The sequence below is a fragment of the Methanothermobacter tenebrarum genome (assembly GCF_023167465.1).
In the GTDB taxonomy this organism is placed as follows: Archaea; Methanobacteriota; Methanobacteria; order Methanobacteriales; family DSM-23052; genus Methanothermobacter_A; species Methanothermobacter_A tenebrarum.
On sequence record NZ_AP025698.1, the window covers coordinates 37,002 to 57,666 of the forward strand.

Annotated in this window: 20 protein-coding genes; 12 read left to right on the forward strand and 8 right to left on the reverse strand. The window is 40.1% G+C overall.

Going from position 1 to position 20,665, the window contains the following annotated elements:
• Complete coding sequence (locus MTTB_RS00175) at positions 1 to 1,110, reverse strand: radical SAM protein (RefSeq protein ID WP_428343382.1); 1,110 nt, start codon at positions 1,108 to 1,110, stop codon at positions 1 to 3.
• A gap of 104 nt (positions 1,111 to 1,214) precedes the next feature.
• Here MTTB_RS00175 and MTTB_RS00180 point away from each other — a divergent pair, with 104 nt between their 5' ends.
• The 6 genes from MTTB_RS00180 to MTTB_RS00205 all read left to right on the forward strand — a co-directional run bounded on the left by MTTB_RS00180 (position 1,215) and on the right by MTTB_RS00205 (position 7,846).
• On the forward strand, positions 1,215 to 1,379 hold the full coding sequence (locus tag MTTB_RS00180) for a hypothetical protein (RefSeq protein WP_248564538.1): 165 nt from the start codon (positions 1,215 to 1,217) through the stop codon (positions 1,377 to 1,379).
• A gap of 498 nt (positions 1,380 to 1,877) precedes the next feature.
• Positions 1,878 to 3,224, forward strand: coding sequence for a Ni-sirohydrochlorin a,c-diamide synthase (gene cfbB, locus MTTB_RS00185; protein WP_248564539.1), 1,347 nt, complete (start codon positions 1,878 to 1,880; stop codon positions 3,222 to 3,224).
• A 5-nt stretch (positions 3,225 to 3,229) separates the two neighbouring features.
• Positions 3,230 to 4,321, forward strand: a complete 1,092-nt coding sequence (locus MTTB_RS00190; protein WP_248564540.1) for an oligosaccharide repeat unit polymerase family protein — start codon at positions 3,230 to 3,232, stop codon at positions 4,319 to 4,321.
• The gene (locus MTTB_RS00195; protein ID WP_248564541.1) at positions 4,299 to 5,357 is read left to right on the forward strand and encodes a glycosyltransferase family protein; all 1,059 of its coding nucleotides are present in this window, start codon (positions 4,299 to 4,301) and stop codon (positions 5,355 to 5,357) included. Before MTTB_RS00190 ends, MTTB_RS00195 begins: the two co-directional genes overlap by 23 nt.
• Positions 5,358 to 5,598: 241 nt before the next feature.
• The gene (locus tag MTTB_RS00200) at positions 5,599 to 6,429 is read left to right on the forward strand and encodes a F420-dependent methylenetetrahydromethanopterin dehydrogenase (protein WP_248564542.1); all 831 of its coding nucleotides are present in this window, start codon (positions 5,599 to 5,601) and stop codon (positions 6,427 to 6,429) included.
• A 40-nt stretch (positions 6,430 to 6,469) separates the two neighbouring features.
• Positions 6,470 to 7,846 carry an NAD(P)/FAD-dependent oxidoreductase gene (locus tag MTTB_RS00205; RefSeq protein WP_248564543.1) on the forward strand — a complete coding sequence of 459 codons (1,377 nt, stop codon included), beginning with the start codon at positions 6,470 to 6,472 and terminating at the stop codon, positions 7,844 to 7,846.
• 192 nt (positions 7,847 to 8,038) lie between these two features.
• On the opposite strand, the gene hisB is transcribed toward MTTB_RS00205, so the two are convergent.
• The 7 genes from hisB to MTTB_RS00240 all read right to left on the reverse strand — a co-directional run bounded on the left by hisB (position 8,039) and on the right by MTTB_RS00240 (position 14,572).
• A complete protein-coding gene (gene hisB / locus MTTB_RS00210; protein ID WP_248565328.1) occupies positions 8,039 to 8,617 on the reverse strand; it encodes an imidazoleglycerol-phosphate dehydratase HisB in 579 nt (192 codons plus the stop codon).
• Positions 8,580 to 8,813 carry a 4Fe-4S dicluster domain-containing protein gene (locus tag MTTB_RS00215; protein WP_248564544.1) on the reverse strand — a complete coding sequence of 78 codons (234 nt, stop codon included), beginning with the start codon at positions 8,811 to 8,813 and terminating at the stop codon, positions 8,580 to 8,582. The genes hisB and MTTB_RS00215 overlap by 38 nt, the downstream gene beginning before the upstream one ends.
• Positions 8,814 to 8,828: 15 nt before the next feature.
• Positions 8,829 to 9,506 (reverse strand): TOBE domain-containing protein, encoded by a 678-nt coding sequence (locus MTTB_RS00220; RefSeq protein ID WP_248564545.1) that lies wholly within the window; start codon positions 9,504 to 9,506, stop codon positions 8,829 to 8,831.
• 15 nt (positions 9,507 to 9,521) lie between these two features.
• Positions 9,522 to 11,084 carry a flippase gene (locus MTTB_RS00225; protein WP_248564546.1) on the reverse strand — a complete coding sequence of 521 codons (1,563 nt, stop codon included), beginning with the start codon at positions 11,082 to 11,084 and terminating at the stop codon, positions 9,522 to 9,524.
• 41 nt (positions 11,085 to 11,125) lie between these two features.
• Entirely contained in the window at positions 11,126 to 11,707 is a 582-nt protein-coding gene (locus MTTB_RS00230; protein WP_248564547.1) for a flavodoxin family protein, read from the reverse strand.
• 145 nt (positions 11,708 to 11,852) lie between these two features.
• A complete protein-coding gene (locus MTTB_RS00235; protein ID WP_248564548.1) occupies positions 11,853 to 13,046 on the reverse strand; it encodes a bifunctional 5,6,7,8-tetrahydromethanopterin hydro-lyase/3-hexulose-6-phosphate synthase in 1,194 nt (397 codons plus the stop codon).
• Positions 13,047 to 13,270: 224 nt separating this feature from the next.
• Positions 13,271 to 14,572 (reverse strand): TrpB-like pyridoxal phosphate-dependent enzyme, encoded by a 1,302-nt coding sequence (locus tag MTTB_RS00240; protein WP_248564549.1) that lies wholly within the window; start codon positions 14,570 to 14,572, stop codon positions 13,271 to 13,273.
• Positions 14,573 to 14,697: 125 nt separating this feature from the next.
• On the opposite strand from MTTB_RS00240, the gene MTTB_RS00245 reads away from it, so the two are divergent.
• From MTTB_RS00245 to albA, 6 genes are all read left to right on the forward strand, one after another.
• Positions 14,698 to 15,726, forward strand: coding sequence for a DUF1786 domain-containing protein (locus MTTB_RS00245; RefSeq protein ID WP_248564550.1), 1,029 nt, complete (start codon positions 14,698 to 14,700; stop codon positions 15,724 to 15,726).
• Positions 15,723 to 16,370: a CehA/McbA family metallohydrolase gene (locus MTTB_RS00250; protein WP_248564551.1), complete on the forward strand. Its 648-nt coding sequence runs from the start codon at positions 15,723 to 15,725 to the stop codon at positions 16,368 to 16,370. Before MTTB_RS00245 ends, MTTB_RS00250 begins: the two co-directional genes overlap by 4 nt.
• Positions 16,364 to 17,167 carry a DUF63 family protein gene (locus MTTB_RS00255; RefSeq protein ID WP_248564552.1) on the forward strand — a complete coding sequence of 268 codons (804 nt, stop codon included), beginning with the start codon at positions 16,364 to 16,366 and terminating at the stop codon, positions 17,165 to 17,167. Before MTTB_RS00250 ends, MTTB_RS00255 begins: the two co-directional genes overlap by 7 nt.
• A gap of 99 nt (positions 17,168 to 17,266) precedes the next feature.
• Positions 17,267 to 18,802 (forward strand): 2-isopropylmalate synthase, encoded by a 1,536-nt coding sequence (locus tag MTTB_RS00260; RefSeq protein WP_248564553.1) that lies wholly within the window; start codon positions 17,267 to 17,269, stop codon positions 18,800 to 18,802.
• 13 nt (positions 18,803 to 18,815) lie between these two features.
• Positions 18,816 to 20,006 (forward strand): nitrogenase component 1, encoded by a 1,191-nt coding sequence (locus MTTB_RS00265; protein ID WP_248564554.1) that lies wholly within the window; start codon positions 18,816 to 18,818, stop codon positions 20,004 to 20,006.
• A 358-nt stretch (positions 20,007 to 20,364) separates the two neighbouring features.
• The gene (gene albA / locus MTTB_RS00270) at positions 20,365 to 20,637 is read left to right on the forward strand and encodes a DNA-binding protein Alba (protein ID WP_248564555.1); all 273 of its coding nucleotides are present in this window, start codon (positions 20,365 to 20,367) and stop codon (positions 20,635 to 20,637) included.
• Positions 20,638 to 20,665: the final 28 nt, after the last annotated feature.

Below are 20,665 nucleotides of genomic sequence, written 5' to 3' on the forward strand. Positions count from 1 at the left end.
CTATTGAAACTTATCTAAGCTACTTTGATAACCATCAATGTACAAGAATTTTCCAGCACGTTTAATCCACACACCCAACCCCTTAAGCTCATCTACACTATTTATCCTGTTTTTCCTCCTCTTTGAGATTATCCTCCTTGCTGATATGGGGCCAATACCGGGTACTCGTATAAGTTCATCGTAAGTAGCAGTGTTGATATCTAAGGGGAACATGTCACTTTTAAGCGCCGCCACATACTTCGGATCCATTTCCAAGTCTAAAAACCCATCATTAAATTCAAATTCACTTAATTTAAAATTATAAGATTTTACCAACGCATCAGCTTGATATAAACGTACTGAACGTCTCGGGTCAGGTTCTGGTTTATCCTCTAATGGAGTGCCCTCCAATGCTTGGAAGCTGCTGAAATATGTTCTTTTAACATTCAATTTATCATAAAGCCATGATATCCTCTTCAGAATTTCCTGGTCGGTTTCTTCAACCGCACCCACAATGAATTGGGTGCTTTGACCAGAAGGGGTGAGATCAGGGTTTTTGTCATGAATTTTCTTTATCCATTTCATTCTCCTTATAATATCTATCTTATAGTCCTTGGTTGATGAAAGGGCTGAAAGTCCATCTGCTGTTGCTGTTTCAAGGTTGATACTCACCCTATTTGACAATTCCATAGCCCTTTTAATCAGCTCCCTTGAAGTCCCCGGCAAAATTTTAAGGTGTATATAACCATCATATCCTTTATCATGGCGCAGAATCCTCACCACTTCAACGAGTTTCTCCATAGTATTCTCAACATCATCTATCATAGCCGAACTTAAAAATAAACCCTCAACATACCTTTTTTCATAATAATCCATGAAAACCTCGGATAATTCATCCGGTCTTAGTTCAATGCGAGTGAATTCCTGTTTACTACAATTTATACAATATTTACAATCGTTGGAGCATTTGTTACTAAGCAGAACCTTAAATAAGGGAACTTTACAACCTTTCATGCTACTATAATATACTCCAGGAAGGTTTGCATTCTTTTGCTTTTCATCTGCACTATAATCACATAGGTCAAATTGTGCAGAATCACTTAATATCTGCAATTTTCTTCTGCGCTCCAACATAACCATTATTACATATCAGAAAGCTATTTAATAAAATTTATATTCTTTAGAATATATAACCTTATGTGGTTTCTGCAGGGCCGATTATGGGGGGTGGTACTGTGACAAAATGGTTACTATATATAATCGGTATATTGTTAATAATAATGGGTATACTTGGCTTTGTTGGATTCCCATTTCCAAACCTCAAGGATCCGGCATGGCATGCCGCATTAAAAATAATTGTTGGACTCATAGCAATATGGGGCGGCACCAAGGCAGAATAAAAAAATCATTTACTGATTGATTAAAATACCTTAAAGCCCTGCAGAAACCCAAAAAAATTATCCACCTACGGAGTTAAGCTTCTATCTTCTCATGATCTCTGGTAAATATTTAATTTACCCCTGCTGATTATTATCTGTGGAATATGGAAAGGTTTATATATAACTTTTTGGTGATATTATGAGTATTGGATTAGAGACGATTTGCGGACGATCATATCCTACCCCCAAGAAATTCAACAGCCCTTTTTGGAAAATAATTTCTTTTTTTATTGTTTAAGTAAAAAAATGAAAAATTATAAGGTACTATTTGGATTCGCATTCTCCCACTATGGAACAAGCCCCTCGGATAAAGTTAAATATATCCGCGGAAGGATTCTTCCATAAAATTTTCCAATACTAACTCCCCTTATTAGTTTGGTCCCGAAACCTTTCACTTATTTTCCATTAGGGGGCTTCCCGTCGAAGGAATTAAATAGGAGTTTTATTGGATCCTATATTATGAGAGTTGTGCTTGCAGGTAGTGGAAGTGCTGTCGGTAAAACCACTATCGCTACTGGTATAATGAGGGCACTATCCAGTGAAGGTGTTCAGCCCTTTAAGGTTGGCCCAGATTATATAGATCCATCTTATCACACTATGGCTACAGGTAATCCCTCACGTAATCTCGACTCATTTTTCATGTCAGAGGGGCAGATCAGAGAAGCATTTATAAGGGGCATGGAGGCCTCTAATGCACGCATGGCCATTATAGAAGGTGTTAGAGGATTATATGAGGGTATAAGTCCTATTAATGATGTTGGGAGCACCGCATCAATAGCAAAAGCTTTAAACGCCCCCGTAGTGTTGATAATTAATTCTAGGAGCCTGGTGAAAAGCGCAGCTGCGATAGTACTTGGCTTCAAAGCATTAGACCCAGAGATTAAAATTGAAGGAGTAATCCTAAACCAAGTGAAAAATAGAAGACATTACCTTAAAACTAAAAAAGCTATAGAAGAACTGTCAGACACCATAGTAGTTGGTGGCATACCCAGAAGAGAGGATTTAAAGGTTGAACAGAGACACTTAGGACTGGTGCCCACAGTTGAACGTGAAAATCTAAAATTTTCAATAGAAAAATGGGCAAACGCAGTAAAAGAATATATTGACCTTGATGAACTCAAAAATATAATGAAAAACGCTGAAAGAATAAAAGGCGAAAGAGAACCCCTCTGGCAGGTGAAAAACCATAAAAAGGTTAAAATAGGAATAGCCTATGACGAAGCATTCAACTTCTACTACATAGAAAACCTAGAAGCTCTAGAAGATAACAAGGCCAGTTTATATTATTTCAGTCCAATACATGATGAGGAGATCCCCGACGTCGACGGAATTTACATCGGTGGAGGGTACCCAGAAATCTTCGCAAAAGAACTTGAAAAAAATACTTCAATGCGAAATTCCATCAGAAAGTTCCATGAAGATGGAAAACCAATATTCGGCGAATGTGGAGGCCTATTATATCTTTCAAGATCCCTAGATGGACATGAAATGTGTAACATATTCCCCTACAAGTCTACAATGACACGGAAAGTTCAAGGTTTAAGTTATGTAATAGCAAAATCAGAAATCGACAATATAATATCCCCAAAAGCCCAAATCTTCAAAGGACATGAATTCCATTACTCAAATATACAAATCACAGGCAATCCACAGTTTGCATTTAAAATACAAAGAGGAAAAGGTATAAAAGAGGGGATGGATGGTCTCACATCTAAAAAAACCCTTGCAAGTTATATTCACATACACGCGGCTTCATGTCCCACATTTGCAACAACACTAACATCCAGTGCACTAGACCTAGGATGATATCCATGTTCAAGAACAAAGATATTTTTTCACCATATATCATAATAGTTGCAATCATAGCATATCTTCTAATGGCATATGTAGCATTCCATTATAAAATCAGAGGCCTAAATTTCCCATCACCAATTTCCATAATCTATATTAGTATAGGTTCACTATTTTACATTTTAGGAGTTTTAACATCCTCAAATCTCAAATCATCCCTATCTCCAAAGGTTAAAATCGAATTCAGCCACCGCTATGAACCACTTTTATTAATTATCGCAATACTATCCATAATATTAGTAGCATGGAACCTGTACAACGTTGGTGGCATACCATTATTTAGCGGATACCTTAAAGCCAAGGCCCTCACCGGAATCTGGTTCATATCCTATCTTTTATTTTTGCTTTCCATAAACCTCCTATTGGCCAGATTCAAGAAGGACTACTATTATGGGCTCTTCATCCTTGGACTAACTTTGTTCGCCCTAACAGGATATAGGACAACCACAGTAGTCATATTACTCAGTGTACTTATAAACCTCTATTATACAAGGAACATTCCCTTGAGGCAGCTTACCATCATCGGAATCCTTACAATTTCCCTTACCATTATCATAGGTTACATCGCAGTTAAGTCGATAGAATGGCAACATTGGACCTTAAATCCCATAGAATTATTCTTTTACCGTGCAGGTTATACATTAACAGTCTTTGACCGTTTAATCCAATTCGAAGGTGCTACACGGGGCAAATTATTATATTCCACCCTAACAGGATTTCTCACATCCACTGATCCCAGGATCATTGTAGGGACAACAGTCCTAGGCTATAAACATTCAAGCACCTCAACAATCTTTGGACCCGCAACACTAGACTTCGGCTTTTTCGCAATGATCATACAAATGTTCATCATAGGCTTAATCCTTGGCCTACTCCATACAATCCAAAAAATCAAAAAAGATTTCTTCACCGCTTTATACGCGATAATATTAGCTCACACTCTAGTATGGATCGAAACAGGCCCAACAGATCTTGTAGTGTGGATATTCTATTTAATGGCTGTGGCCGTGATAATAAAGGAGGCATGTCATGAAAGTGGCCGTCGCAGCTGAATTAGCACCAGCAAAAACATTCATACCATTAATGGAAAGATTTGACGCTAATTACATCGCTTTATCACATGGAAAAGGCGTTGAAGAGCTCCTAGAACCCTATTGTCAGAGGATATATTCCATCGGGGAGAGTAGACGGTCTAATGGTAACAAGGCCTTCATCGCGACTAGGATATTATCAGATATTAAAAAGGCTGTTAAAGCCTTAAGAGAAAGCAAACCCGAAATCCTTTTAACCTGCGGTAACGCGGGGGATGTGCGAAAAAGCATTGTAGCCGCCAAACTACTTAGAATACCAGTGTTACATATTGAACAGGACATTTATAATCCTATTGAGATGATAGCATTCGCAGACATTATAACAGCCCCCTCCAAGGAATATAAGGAATACCTTGAAACCAATTACCATCTAAAAAATGTGAAAAATATAGAAGGTTATCCCCATGCCCTTTACGTGAAAAATCTGAAACTTGAAGATCCAAGGATTGTTAAAAAAAGATACAACCTCCACGAATTCATACTTGCAGTGCTTGGAGGCGATTTGAAAACCCAAGATATCCCACCCCTAATCAGAAAATTAGAAACACTACAAGAGAATATCCTATTGGCACCCTTCAGATTTGATAAGAAATACATCGAAAAAAATATAACCTCCCAGAAGATCCATGTTTTAGAAGGCTTTGTTGATCTCCCAAGTTTAATGAAAGCCTCAAAGGCCATGATCTATGCTGCGGGCATGGGCGTCACAATAGAAGCAAGCGTCCTTGGAGTCCCCTCGATCAAAATTGCGGGATTTCATCGCCAACATGCGAGTATCGACCTCTGTGAAAAAATAGGCATACCCATAGCTAAAATAGAGGACATAGACTCCATCATACATGATCTAAAACCTCCAAAGTCGGACTATCTCCTTTCAACCGCAGAAAAGTCCGTTGAAAAACTGATCAAACTACTGGAAAGCTCCCAACCAAGGGGCCCCCGTGGCGGTTTTAAGAGTTTCAAAAAAATATGGAAAGCTCGATCAAAATTTAAGTAAACTTATCCCATATTTTTTGCAAAGGGGAACACCTTTGATAAAAAACAACAATGGAAAGACTAAAGTCCCAGATTAGCCACAGACAAGTTTTTAATATAAAAATCTTATATGATCAAAGCTTAAAAAAGCACAAAAAAATATTACAGTCACCTCTTCCATCTTACTGGTATAAAAAGTTAACTATAAATCTCAGATGAAAAAATACTTAACAAATACCAGAATAATAAAATGTGGTGATATAATGGTTGCAAAGATCGGTGTACTAAAATGTGGAAACCTTGGGACATCCCCAGTGATTGACCTAGTACTTGATGAAAGAGCTGACAGACCAAATGTCGAGATCCGTGTAATGGGATCAGGGACTAAAATGAACCCTGAAGATATAGAATTCGTAGTCCCCAAAATGCTCGAACTAGACAGAGACTTTGTCATATTCATAAGCCCAAACCCAGGGGCGCCAGGACCAGCAAGGGCAAGAGAACTACTCTCTGAAGCCGACGTACCCGCAATGATAGTGGGAGATGCCCCAGGCCTCCGCGTGAAAGATGAAATCGAAGAACAAGGACTCGGGTACATTATAGTCAAAGCAGACTCCATGATAGGTGCAAGAAGAGAATTCCTAGACCCAACTGAGATGGCAGCATTCAATGCAGACTTAATGAAAGTACTCGCATTAACAGGCGCATACAGGGTAGTCCACAACACAATCGACGCCATGATAGCTGATGTAGAAGCTGGAAAAGAAATTGAACTACCACAGCTTGTAATTACAAGAGACGTGGCAGTCGAAGCCGCAGACTTCAAAAACCCATATGCAAAGGCAAAGGCCATGGCAGCATATGAAATAGCAACAAAAGTCGCTGACATCGACGTTGAAGGATGCTTCATGGTACAAGACCCAGAAAAATACATCCCAATAGTAGCCTCTGCACACGAAATGATGTCAACAGCCGCAAAACTAGCAGAAGAAGCAAGAGAAATAGAAAAATCCAACGACACCGTGAAGAGAACACCACACGGAAAAGAAGGAGAAACACTATCCAAGGAAAAACTGCTCGAGAAACCTTCATAAAATTCTATTTTTTTATTTTCCTCTTTTTTTTGGTGTTTTTGTGTTTGATGTGATAATAGTCGGCGCCGGACCCGGGGGACTAATCGCCGCAGACAAACTAGCAGACCATTTAAAGGTTCTAGTAGTCGATAAAGGAAGAGACATGGACAAACGATACTGTCCAGCCCTAAAAGATGGCATATGTAGAAGATGTTCCCCCTGTAACATAATGTGCGGCCTCGGAGGAGCCGGCGGATTATCAGATGGGAAACTAAACCTAAGACCAGACATTGGAGGCAACCTAGAAGAATTCGTAGACACCAAGAAAGCATGGGAACTTGTAAAAGAAGTTGACAATTTCTTCCTCAAACATGGAGCCCCAGAAGAATTATATTCGCCCGAAGAAAAAGAAGTGGAGAAGATTTTGAAAAAATCAGCTGCAGCTGGTATAAATTTTATCCCTATCATCCAAAGGCATATAGGATCTGATAAGACGCCCATGGTCCTAAAATCTATAAAGGAAGACCTTGAAAAAAGGGGTGTGAAATTCCTCCTAGAAACAAGGGCATTAGATATTATCACAAAAAATGGGAAAGTAGAAGGGCTCAAAGTCCAAGATAAGAATGGGAAGGAGAATATTATAAAATGTAGGTTTTTAATTCTTGCACCTGGAAGATCTGGTTCCATGTGGCTTGCAGAGCAAATGAAAAAACTTTCAATCCCCATAAAGTACAATCCAGTGGATATCGGGGTAAGGGTCGAAATCCCAAGTATAGTAATGGAGGATATCACAAGGATAAGCTGGGACCCGAAATTCCATATTATAACAAAAAGCTACGACGACTTTGTAAGAACATTCTGCGTCTGCAACAAAGGATTCGTAGTTGAAGAAGCCTACGACGACTTCAAGGGAGTTAACGGACATTCAATGCGCACAAAAACATCTGATAATACCAATTTCGCATTTTTAGTTAAAGTTGAACTTACAGAGCCAGTTGAAAACACATCTGCATACGCCCTTTCAATTGCGAAAATATCTAATACACTTGGTGGGGGTAAACCAATAATACAAAGATTAGGAGACCTTAGAAGGGGGAGAAGATCCACTTGGAAGAGATTAAAAAGGAGTCCGGTGAAGCCAACACTAAAAGATGTAACACCTGGAGACATTGCACTAGTCCTACCCTACAGGATAGTCCTCGATATAATAGAAGGCCTAGAAGCACTTGATAAGGTCATACCAGGGGTGGCCTCAGATTATACATTACTATATGCCCCTGAAATAAAACTTTATGCAATGAGAATAGAAGTAGACAAAAACATGAAAACGCCAATCAAAGGATTATATGCTGTAGGAGATGGAGCAGGAGTTTCTAGGGGCATTGTAGGCGCTGCAGCCACGGCACTCATAGCCGCAGAACATATAAGTAAATTTTAAATGTATTCACAATATCTTATTCATCTTTCAATCCACTAGCATGACCCCACCACCTACTCTCATACCAACTAAGCTAATAAGGATCACAAGGGCAGTTACGATATGTGGGGGGTAGTTCACATGTGCCATGATGGTAACTTTAGAAATTGTAGGGTATGCTTGAAATAGATGAAGCATATTTCCTGGTTAAATTTATAAATAGCCCTTTGTACTTGGTATTTTTTGGTGTTCGATTTTCGAGGCACTTCTTAGTGAAATTGCAAGTGCTTTGAAAAGAGCTTCTATTTTATGATGATCATTCCCTCCGCGGACTCTTGCATGGATGTTTATCTGGGCATTTTTTGCAAATGAATCAATGAAATGTGGAATGTTCTCCGTTGAAATATCACCAACCTTCTCCCTTTCAAATTCCATATCAAGGACGGTGTATGCTCTTCCTCCAAGGTCGACTGCTACCATTGCAATGGATTCATCCATCGGCACTATTGCATGGGCAATTCTCTTTATACCCCTCTTATCTGATAGGGCTTCTTTGAAGGCCCTGCCGAGTGTTATCCCCACATCTTCGATGGTGTGGTGGTCATCAACTTCTAAATCCCCCCTCACCTTTACTTCAAGATCGAATAATCCATGTATTGTGAAAGATTCTAACATATGATCGAAGAATTTGAGTCCTGTGTCGATTATATAATTCCCTTCACCATCCAAATTCATATCCACTTTAACCTCGGTTTCACGGGTTTTCCTCGATTTCTGGGCCTTTCTCATAATTATCATCCCTTATTATTCTTATAGCCTCCTCGGGGCATTTGCTTGCGCAGATAATGCAAAGGTGACAATATTCAAGGTTAGATGGGATTGCTACTTTCCTTTTCTTGTCTATTGTCCATATTTTACCGCCCTTGGGGCAGGCTTCTTTGCATTTCCCGCAACCTGTACATTTTTCAAGGTCTATGATTATCTTCATATAAGGGTTACCTTTTCATGGTTTTATGAGTTCTATGGCTGTCGCCTTGAATCCTGCGAAGACTTCCTTGCCAATTTCTAACTTCAGCTCATCCAGGGCCTGTTTTGTTATATAACCTGTTAACTCTATGTTATCTGTTTTTAATTTAACCTTCAGTATATTGCCTGCGGATTTGATGGATTTAATCTTGGTTTTTATAACGTTTCTTGCGCTTGTTTCATATTTTTTGTCCATGAGTATTATGTCCTCTGGATGTATTAATAGGATTACCTTTTCCCCCTTTTCGAATTTTTCCTTTAATGGGGCTTTTATAATATTTTCACCGGCTTTAATTTCGATGATCCTATCATCTACTTTTATGTCATTGATGATTCCTCTAATTTCGTTAAATGCACTTTTTCTAACTAGTACTTGCATTTTACGGTATTCTCGTATTATATATTCACCTATCCTGGTAAGCTGGCTGCTTCCCCCTCCACCACTCCCGCCTCTTCTTGTTGAAACAATTTTTTCACCGAGTGCATGTTCTATCCTTTTTATATATAAGAGCGCTGTCCTATAGGGGATTTCTGATTTTTCAGAGGCCCTTTTTATCGACTTGTATTCATTTATTGATTGGAGTAATCTGAACTTTTTATTATCGATCCAAATGCTCTTTCCTTTTATTTTTAATTTGTAGTTTTCTTTTAGCATTGTTATCCTCCCAAATTATCTGGGAGTGTGCTTATCGATAAAGTCGATTAATCTGTTGATCGGCCCCTCCAGTGGCCCCATTCTTGAACTGAAACGTTTCATCAAACGTATATCCCTTTTTTCGAAACCTTTCACGGCTAATAGTGCTGTTACATATATTGGGGATGATACTATAAGTGCTATTATAAGTCCTGTTATTGTATTGGGTATTATGATGAGGGGGATGGCTGTTATGATGGATGCTAGTGTTATCTTCCAAAATGAGGTGTATGGTAGTCTCACATTGGTGATTTGGAACGTTTTCCATAGTGAAAGTAGCATTATAATGAATGTTGCGATGGTTGTTGCAAGAGCACCCCCCTCAATACCATAAACTGGTACCATGATAACGTTAAGTACTAGGTTTATGAGAGTACCTATCAATAATATGTACATTGGAAGACGTGGGTAGCCTATTCCTTGGGTGATGCTTGCAGATACTGCGAAGAGTGTGTAGAATGTCATGCCAACGACAAGAATTGTAAGCGCACCAGCACCATAAATGAAAGCACCCCCAAAAAGAAGTTCAAGGATAGGCTTTGAAAATATTGCAATACCCACACATAATGGGAGGACAAATAACAGTACAAGCCTATAGGATTGCACAACATAAGTTTCAAGCAAACTCTTGTCTTTAAGCGCTGAAGCTTCTGAAGCGGCTGGTAAAACAGCTGTAGCAACTGAAAGGGAGACAATAAGTGGTAATCTTGCGATCGGATCCGCGGCAGTATAATAACCAACAGCCCTAGTCGCTAGGAATATGCCTATAGCAAAAACACTTATATCATAGATGGCCATTTCAGATAATGCTGTTATAATTACCGGGATGGAAAAACCTAAAAGGACTTTCATTAATCCTAACTCTTCTTGGAAATTTAATTTGTTCTCACGATCAACTGGTGGAAGGTAATCTTTAAGTAACTTTTCATAGATTACAAATGCAGAAACTGCAGATGCTATAAAACCGAAACCTGTACCTATAACAGCCCCGGCCGCATAAAAACCAACCATTACAAATAAGACTGCGAATATTATCATGAATATTTGTTCAATTGCCCGTGTCACGACAACATACTCCATCCTATAAATGCCCTGGAAGGCGCCCCTGAATGCGCCTACGATAACACTAAATGGTGTGATAAGTGAAACAGCTTGTATAGGATACAGTGCAAGGGGCTTATGGAAAACATCATTTGCAAGCCAGGGTGCTATGAAAAATATTATAATAGAAAAACTAAGACCAAGGATGATCATCAGCTTCAAAGAGGTGTGAAGGACTTGTGTTGCCATCTGATCTTCATTGAGGGCCTTGTACTGTGCGATATATTTTGCGATGGCTGGTGGCAGACCACCAGCTGAGAGTATTTGGAATATCCCCTGGAGGGGGAATGTTAAGCCGAGAAGACCATAACCTTCAGGTCCAAGCAATCTGGTCATGAATACTCTGTATATGTATCCTCCAACTCTGAAAAGGAGGCTGCTGACCATTATAAGGAAGCTGCCCTTCACTAGTTTTGATGTGCTACTTGTCAAACTCATTAAATCACCCAAGAAAAAAAATAAAGGACCCTGGTGAATGATTATTCTTTTTCCAAGAATCTTATGAACATTTTAAGGGTCTTCTGGAGGCTTCTGAATCCTTCTTTGTCCTTTTTAACCCCTTCCAGCGTGTCTTTTGACCAGAAACATGCGCCGAGGTTTGCTCCGAAGGCTCCTCCGCTTACTGGTATCACGCCATTTGCTATATAGAATGTGTGTATTTGTTGGATTGCGAGTTCCTGTCCCCCGGCTCTGTCACCGCCAACGGCGATTGCCATTCCGGTTTTTCCACGGAGAATATCATAATCTTTCATGTTGAGTGCTCGGCATCTGTCTATTATAATCTTGGTTTGGGCGCTTAGCCCACCATTGTAAACAGGTGTGGCGATTAATATGCCCCTTGCCCTTGGGAGGAGATCATAGAGGGTGTACATATCATCCTTGTTTATGCACTCTTTTTTCTTTAAACAATAATCGCAGTGTTTACATGGACTTAGGTCTTTTCCTCTGACAGTGAAAAATTCCGTTTCGTATCCTTCATTTTCTAGCGTGTTAAGGGCTTTTTTCAGCACGTATTCTGTGGCTTGTTTTCGTGGGCTTCCGCATATGCCGATTACATCCATTATTTCACCCGGCTTCAGATCTGTTTTATATGGCTTTTTGGTGTGTTGGATAATCTTTTTTAGCTTTTAACATCCACCTAATAACTTGTAAGTTATAACTTTTAACTTATAAGTTATGTGTGGGGGTAAAATAAAAAAATAATGTCTAGATTGGCTCATCTTCTTCATGTGGTAATCTCATTGTGTCAGGATCTGGTGGCAATTCCTCTAAGAAATCCTCTGCTGCTCTTCGCGGATCCTTGGATCCAGTTATATACCTTCCAACAACTATTATATCAGCACCACTTTCAAGGGCTCTTCTTGTCTTGGATGGTGTTATTCCACCCGCCACAGCAACTAATCCTCTTTCACCGATGATCTCCTTTATCTTTGGGATGTCACCCCATTCTGAAACTTCTGCTGCTCCAACATCAATATTCTTATGTAAAAGTACGATCTCGGGCTTGTATCTAAGTTCTTCAAGTTTTTCTGCGACATTTTCAACATTCATCATATCAAGGATAGAATATATGCCCTGTTTTCGCGCTTCATGGACAGCTTTCTCAATTGTTGCTTTTGTTGCAAGTCCTGATATGGCAACAGCATCCGCTGTTTCATCAGCCGCCATCTTAACTTCCATCCTACCAACATCTAAAGTTTTAAGATCTGCTATTATAAACGCGTCCTTTCTCAGTTTCCGTATCCTATTCACGATCCCTACACCAAACTTTTTGACAAGTGGCGTGCCCGCCTCGAGCAGTATCCTTTCACGTGGTGGGAGAACATCCACCACCCTCTCCATTTCTTCAACACTTTCAAGATCCAACGCCACTTGTAAATATGGTGGGTTCCATAATCTTATAGGCTTGAACCCCATAACAGGATGCACACCCCTATCCTTTTCAGAAAGGATCTTTTCAATTGATGGGTAACCTTCCATGGCCCTTCTTATTGCAAGTTTTGTCGCCCCATAATTATAATGGTAGATTTTCTGGTAATCCTCCGCCTCTGGATGGATGAAAACACTCACAATTATGACCAGATCTTCAACCTTCTCCTTTGGTATTATCCCCTCTTCCACGGCATCTGCAACAGCCCTTGCAACAGCTGTCTGAGCAGGCCCGAATACTTTATTAGCATCTTCCAAACATCCAATGGTCACCTTTGGTATCATTAATGTTGCGGGTTTTGTCATTAGATTGGGCCTTATAACAGAAAGCAAGGGCGTGTGGCCGATTGAAATATTTGTAAGTCCGGTTGCAAAGGCCGAGCCTACAATACCTTCCTTATCCCCTATTATAAGATCTATATGGGCGACTTCATTGCCTTTTCCTATCAGCGCTTCACTAATCCTATACATTCGAATCCTCCAAAATTATTTGTTCATATATGCTTCCATTTGTGATATTAATTTTCTCCTTGAAAACTCATATAAAATTTTCACGAAGGGTTAGTATCCTAAACAAGGAACCTAGTAAATCAATCTCAATTCTTGATTTTTATAATAATTTTATAAGTTAAAATATAAAAAGTAGTCTAATTGGGGAATATTTTGCAGTTTTTTATGAAAAAATATAGTGGTTTTTATTTGTTGTTTTCTGGTAGGGTGCCTGTGAGGTAGTCTTCGTATCCTTGGAGGTCTAATAGTCCGTGTCCTGAGAAGTTGATTACTATCGTCTTTTCTTCGCCGGTTTTTTTACATTTTTTGGCTTCGTCGATTGCCACTTTTATCGCGTGGCATGTTTCTGGTGCTGGTATAACACCCTCTGCCTTTGCAAATGTCACACCACTTTCAAATACTGATTTTTGGCTAACGGCTCGTGCTTTCACTATCTTTTCTTTTACTAGTAGTGCGATTTGTGGCGCCATTCCATGGTATCGTAGGCCACCTGCGTGTACTGAGGGTGGTATGAAGTCATGTCCTAGTGTGTACATCTTAAGTAGGGGTGTCATTCCTGCTGTGTCACCGTAATCGTAGCGGTACTCTCCTTGGGTGAGGGTTGGGCAGGCTACGGGTTCTGATGCTATGAATTCGCAGTCGAGCTTTCCATCTATTTTATCTTTTACGAAGGGCAGTATTGTTCCGCCGAAGTTGCTTCCTCCACCAACACATCCGATCATGATGTCTGGGGTCTCTTCTGCGATTTCAAGTTGTTTTTTTAATTCTAATCCTATGACGGTCTGGTGTAGGAGTACATGGTTCAGTACGCTACCGAGGGAGTAGTATGCCTTTTCGTTTTGTAGTGCCTCTTCTATGGCCTCTGATATTGCTATACCGAGGGATCCTGGATGTTCGGGGTTTTCCTTTAATATTTTCCGCCCGAATTCTGTGTCTGTGCTTGGTGATGGTACGATTTCAGCTCCATAGATTTGCATTATTGTTTTTCTATAAGGTTTTTGGTTGTATGATACTCTTACCATGTATACTTTGCATTCTAGGCCCATTAGTGAACATGCAAGGGATAATGCGCTCCCCCATTGTCCCGCTCCTGTCTCTGTTGTAAGTCTTTCTGCACCGTCTTTTTTCGCATAGTATGCTTGTGCTATTGCTGTGTTGAGTTTGTGGCTTCCTGTTGGTGAGTAGTCTTCTCTTTTGTAGTATATTCTGGCGGGTGTGTCTAGCATTTTTTCGAGGCCTTTTGCCCTGAATAGTGGTGTTGGCCTTCCTATTCTCTTGTAAATTTCTCTAATTTCTTTTGGGATTTTTATCCATCTTTCCATGGACATTTCTTGTTCTAGCACGCCACTTGAGAACATCTGGGGTAATTTACTTATGTTGTCTTTTTCTTCGGGGTTTTTTGGTTCTGGTAATGGTACTGGTAGGTCTGAGTTAATGTTATACCATTTTTTTGGTAATTCTTTTTCATCTAGTATTATCTTGTTCATTTGATCACCTTTCATAGGTTGGCATGGTACCAAATTATCTATAAAGCACTATTTAAATCTTTGCTGTACAAAAACATACATTAGGTGATAAGGTTTTTCTGAACATAACACCTTACATTACCCCCATGAAAATACTCGCAATCGACGTGGGAGTAGGAACACAAGACATAATGCTATACAATTCAAAATATAATATCGAAAACTCAACCAAAATGGTACTACCATCCCCCACAAAAATACTCGCCAAAAAAATAAGAAAAACCAGACAAAACCTATTCCTAACAGGAAACACAATGGGGGGCGGGCCAATAACATTCGCAATCAAAGAACATCTCAAAAAAGGATACAAAATAACAATGACACCAGAAGCGGCAAGAACAATAAAAGACGACCTCCAAAAAGTAAAAAAGCTCGGTATAAAAATATCAAAAGAAAACCCCCACAACTGGAAAACCATAAAACTCGCAGACATCAACATAAAAGCCCTAGAAACCGCCCTAGCAAATCTAAACATCAAACTAGAATTCGAACATCTCGCAATCGCAGTCCAAGACCACGGACACTCACCAAAAATGGGTGACAGAGACTTCAGATTCCATAAAATAAAAGAAAAACTCAAAAAACCCACACCACCCGAAGAATTCGCATACCCAAACAAAATCCCAAAATACTTCACAAGAATGAACTCAATCAAAAAAAGCCTAAAAAAATACAACCCATTACTCATGGACTCCAAATTCGCAGCCATAACAGGCGCACTCCAAGACCCCAAAATCACAAAATATAAAAAACTCGTAGTACTAGACGTTGGCAACGGCCACACACTAGCCGCAACCATAAAAAAAGGTAAAATCATGGGACTCATGGAACACCACACAAAAATGCTAAACCCTGATAAAATCGAAAAACTCATCAAAAAACTAGTCAACGGAACCCTCACACACACCCAAGTCCACGAAGATGGAGGCCATGGAGCACATATAATCGATGCCATAAAAACATACGAAAAAGTAGTGGTAACAGGACCACAACGCAGACTACTTGACAGAACACACCTCCCAGCATATCACGCCACCCCCGCAGGGGACGTGATGATGACAGGACCAGTTGGACTCATAAACAGTGTAATATACCACAGAGGAGAACACCCATGATACTCGACCCCCACATCCATAGTATATATTCCGGTGACGCGAAAGGAACACCACGACAGATAATCAAAAGAGCAATCCTTGTAGGTCTTGACGCGATAGCAATCACAGACCATGATACCATGCAAGGCTCAAAAGTCGCTAAAAAAGAAGTCAAGGACTTTAAAAGCATCATAATAGTACCGGGCATGGAGATAAGCACATCCAAAGGACACATCCTAGCCCTGGGCGTCCAAGAAGAGATAAAGAAGGGCGTAACACCCCAAGAAGCCGTTGACAGAATACACGAACAAGGGGCTATTGCCATAGTCCCCCACCCCTTTGTAAGATACAGAAAAGGCCTCTTCGTGAACATCCAAGATTTAAAGGTTGATGCTATAGAAACCTTAAACTCCCGTTACATTCTCGGTTATTCAAATTGGAAGGCTAAAAAATTCGCCAAGAAAAGAAACCTTCCAATGATAGGTGCGAGCGACGCCCATTTTGTAACAGCCATTGGAAGTTGCTACACACAAGTAGATTCAGAGCCAAACCCCGATGACATACTCTCCGCTATAAAAAAAGGAAAGACCAAACCCCATGGGAGTAGAACACCCTTACACCTCATATTAAAAGAAGTAATTAACAAGAAGATAAAAAAATGTTAGCCCACCACATCCTAGATCCCATTATAAAATTCCTGCAGGAAAATTTTTTCTACCTCCACCCAGGTTATACTCTATTTAACACCATAGTCTTCGGTCTGATCCTTGGCCTAGTAGTATTAATTATAATAAGGATGTTCAAGTGGATTAAAAAGGACCCTAAAGATCTTTTTTTACCAATCATCCCCTTTATATTTGTAGGATCTGGTGCAAGGGCCCTAGTCGATAATGGAGTCTATCCACTCACCCTTTTTCTTGTCACACCAGGAATTTATATCATAGTAGGTTTAACAGCGATAGTAACCTTGTTAGCATCTGTCAAACTCGAGGAAAAATTTGGATGGGATTATAGACGTATCATATTCCTGACCGGACTCATACTTTCAACCCCCAACATCATCCACCTAAAACCCTTTAATCTCACCCCCTTTTTCGGGATATTAGGCATATGGGCGGCTTTCACAAGCATCTTCGCGATATTGGGGTTAAAATGGGATCTTCTGAATGATAAAACCAATTTGACTGTTTTATCAGCCCATTTATTTGATGCTTCCACAACCTTCGTCGCTGTTGATTTCTATGGCTACTGGGAACAACATGTACTGCCAACCCTCCTTACAAACATTACCAACACAGCCTTTGTAATGTTCCCATTAAAAATATTAGTAATATTAACCGTCCTCTACCTCATCGAAGGCTTTGAGGACAAATACGTGAAAAACACTCTGAAAATTAGTATATTCATCTTAGGCCTCGCCCCTGGACTTAGAAATTTCCTAACCCTCTGCATGGCAACATGATCTAGCAATTATGGGAGAGGAAACTTTATAAACCTAATAGGATAATAATATAATCAATAATCCCCCATATTATAATTCAGCTCCTTTTGAGGAATTGCCATGTCCATAGAGGAAGTGAAATACATAGATGAAGTGAAAAATGAAATGAAACTCCCAAAAAAAGTCAAAATATTTGACACAACCCTAAGAGACGGTGAACAAACACCTGGAGTAGCCCTAACAGTAGATGAAAAAATCAGTATAGCCCAAAAATTAGATCAACTGGGAGTGAACATAATCGAAGCCGGTTTTCCAGCCGCCTCCCCAGGTGAAAAAAATGCCGTGAAAAATATCGCATCACTCTCACTAGACGCGAACATCTGTGGCCTGGCAAGAGTATTAAAAGGAGACCTTGACGCCGCACTAGACTGCGACGTTGACTACATCCACACATTCATTGGCACATCACCCATACATAGAAAATACAAACTCAAAATGGATAAAGAAGAGATAATCCAAAAAGCAATATTCGCAGTCGAATACGCGAGAGACCATGGAGTCAAAGTAGAATTTTCAGCTGAAGATGCTACAAGAACAGAATTCGATTACCTACTCAAAATCTACAAGACCGTCGAGGATGCAGGAGCCCACATCATAAACGTCCCAGATACAGTAGGCGTCATGATACCACGGGCCATGGAACACCTCATAAATAAACTAAATGAAAACCTCAAAATACCATTAAGTGTCCATTGCCACGACGATTTCGGACTTGCAGTCGCAAATTCACTATCAGCAATAGAAGCCGGTGCAAGTCAAGTACATGTCACCATTAATGGTCTAGGAGAAAGAGCAGGCAACGCAGCCCTAGAAGAAGTTGTCATGGCACTAATCATACACTATGGAATCCCGGTAGATATAGAGACAAAAAGGCTCGTTGACATTTCAGAATTTGTCTCAAAGATCACAGGAGTTAAAATGCCACCCAACAAGGCTATTATAGGTGAAAACGCATTCGCCCACGAAGCAGGAATCCATGTACATGGGGTGACAGAAAAATCCGAAACATACGAGCCCATAAAACCAGAAATGGTGGGACATAAAAGAAGGATAGTCCTGGGCAAACATACAGGTACAAAGGCCATAAAATCAAAACTAGAAGAACACGGCATAGAAATGGACGAAAAACAGCTCCAAACACTCTATGAACAAGTGAAAGAGCTTGGAGATAAGGGTAAACGGGTGACAGACGCCGACCTCAAGGCAATGGCCATCACACTCCTAGGACGCGCACCAGAAGAAATAGTCAAACTAGAAGGTATAGCGGTGATGACAGGAGAAAGTGTGATGCCAACAGCAACAGTAAAACTCAGAATCAAAGACAAAATCAAAACAGCAGCAAAAACAGGAGTAGGACCTGTTGACGCCGCCATAAACGCCATACACAGTCTAGTGAGCGAAACTGCTGATATAGAATTGGAAGAATATAACATAGAGGCCATAACAGGGGGTACGAACGCACTTGCAGAAGTCTTCGTGGTAATGAGCGACAAAAAAGGCAACAAAGCAACAGGAAGGTCAACAAGGGAAGACATAGTAATGGCCAGTGTAGAAGCAGTCCTCGACGCCATAAACAAAATACTAACCCTAAAATGACAGGTGGGCCCAGATGGAGCCAATGTCCACATGCAAACTCTTCGGGGCCATAAGAGCTCTTATAGGTATAAAGAATACAATACCAGTCATACATGGTCCAAGGGGCTGCGCATATCACATAAGATACCTTCTAAGCGCGAGAAGCGGTTCAAGGATACGAATATGTTCCACCGAATTATCACAAGAGGATATAGTATTCGGAGCGGAAAACAAACTGAAAGAGACCATCATAACCGTTGACAGAACATACAAACCCGAATTAATCCCAATTTTAACCTCCTGCTCAACTAGTATAATCGGAGAAGATATCCAAAAAGTTGCAAGGGAATTAAAAGATGAAATAAACGCAGATATCATAACCATAAGTGCAGGAGGTTTTGAATCAGATCAAAGCGGAGGATACGAAGAAGTACTAGAGACACTTATAAAGGATATCACAATCCCCAACCGAGCAAATGGAAAGACCAAAAAACCATCAATAAACCTTATAGGCGTCTTTAGAGGGGGTCCTGACCTTTTAAAACTTAAAAAAACCCTCAAGAATATGGGTATACTTATAAACTGTGTGCTTACAAGTGGAAGCAACCTAGAAGATATAAAAAATATCCCACTAGCCCACTTAAACTATTCCTTCTGCGACATTTCAGGCATCATACCATGCAAAATACTCGAAGAAGAATTCGGAATACCATATGTTTACTATCCATTCCCAATGGGATTTTCAAATTCATTAAATTTTTTCAAAACACTCATAGACCATTTCAACTTAAATTATCCTCTACATGAAGAATACGACAAATTAAAACCGTCCATTGATTACTTCCGACAAAAACTCGATGGCTACAAAGCTGCTATAATCGCAGGACCCACAAGAGCCATAGCATTAGCCTCCTTTGTCAGAGAACTTGGAATGACACCCGTACTAATATCAATAGATCTAATCGGAGAATACACGCTAAAAGAACTTAAATGGGCCATTGGGGATGCGAAACCGAAAGTGCTCATCGAACCAGAACTCGGAGAAATCGAAAACTTCATAAAAAAAGAGCAACCCCACATAATCCTAGGAGGCCTCGGAGAATCATATTTCTCCTATAACCTCAAAATCCCAGTTTTGGATGTAATGCACGGAAAAGAACTGACATGGGGCTTCCAAGGCGCCCTCTCAATCTCACAAAAAATACTCAACTTAATCAGAGAATAATTTTAACCCTGTGACCGTCCCCATTGAACCCCTAGAAAAACCCTCTACAAAGTATACCCTGCAAACCATCATCATCAAAACACCCAACCAATAAATTGAGGGGTATTCCACACTGCTAACCCCATGAAATCGAAAGGACACAATAGGGGAAGGATAGAAAGTTATATATATAAGAGGTAACAACAACTATAAGATAGAATGTGGGGCTGAGACAGTCCCGAACGCCTGTGGAGAGAGGCCCATTACCCCCGATGATCCCCTATAGGAAAGTGATCATAGGGGCAAGTCTTCTCAGTGAAGCAGGAAGCCCCACCCACTAGGGTGGGGTAGTTCACGACATTCTATTGGAGGTTAAGTGATGTCAGAGGAAAATGTTGTATACATTGGAAACAAACCCGTCATGAACTATGTGTTGGCCGTTGTAACCCAAATGAACGGCGGAGCTGATGAGGTGATATTAAAAGCTCGGGGTAGAGCTATAAGCCGAGCTGTTGATGTCGCCGAGATTGTGAAAAACCGTTTCATACCGGACATTGACGTTGCCAACATTGATATTTCCACAGAGGAAATCATTGGTAACGAAGGAACAGCTACAAACGTTTCAGCAATTGAAATCCAGTTAAGGAAATAGGAAATTTTGCAATTTTTTGGGGAGTGTC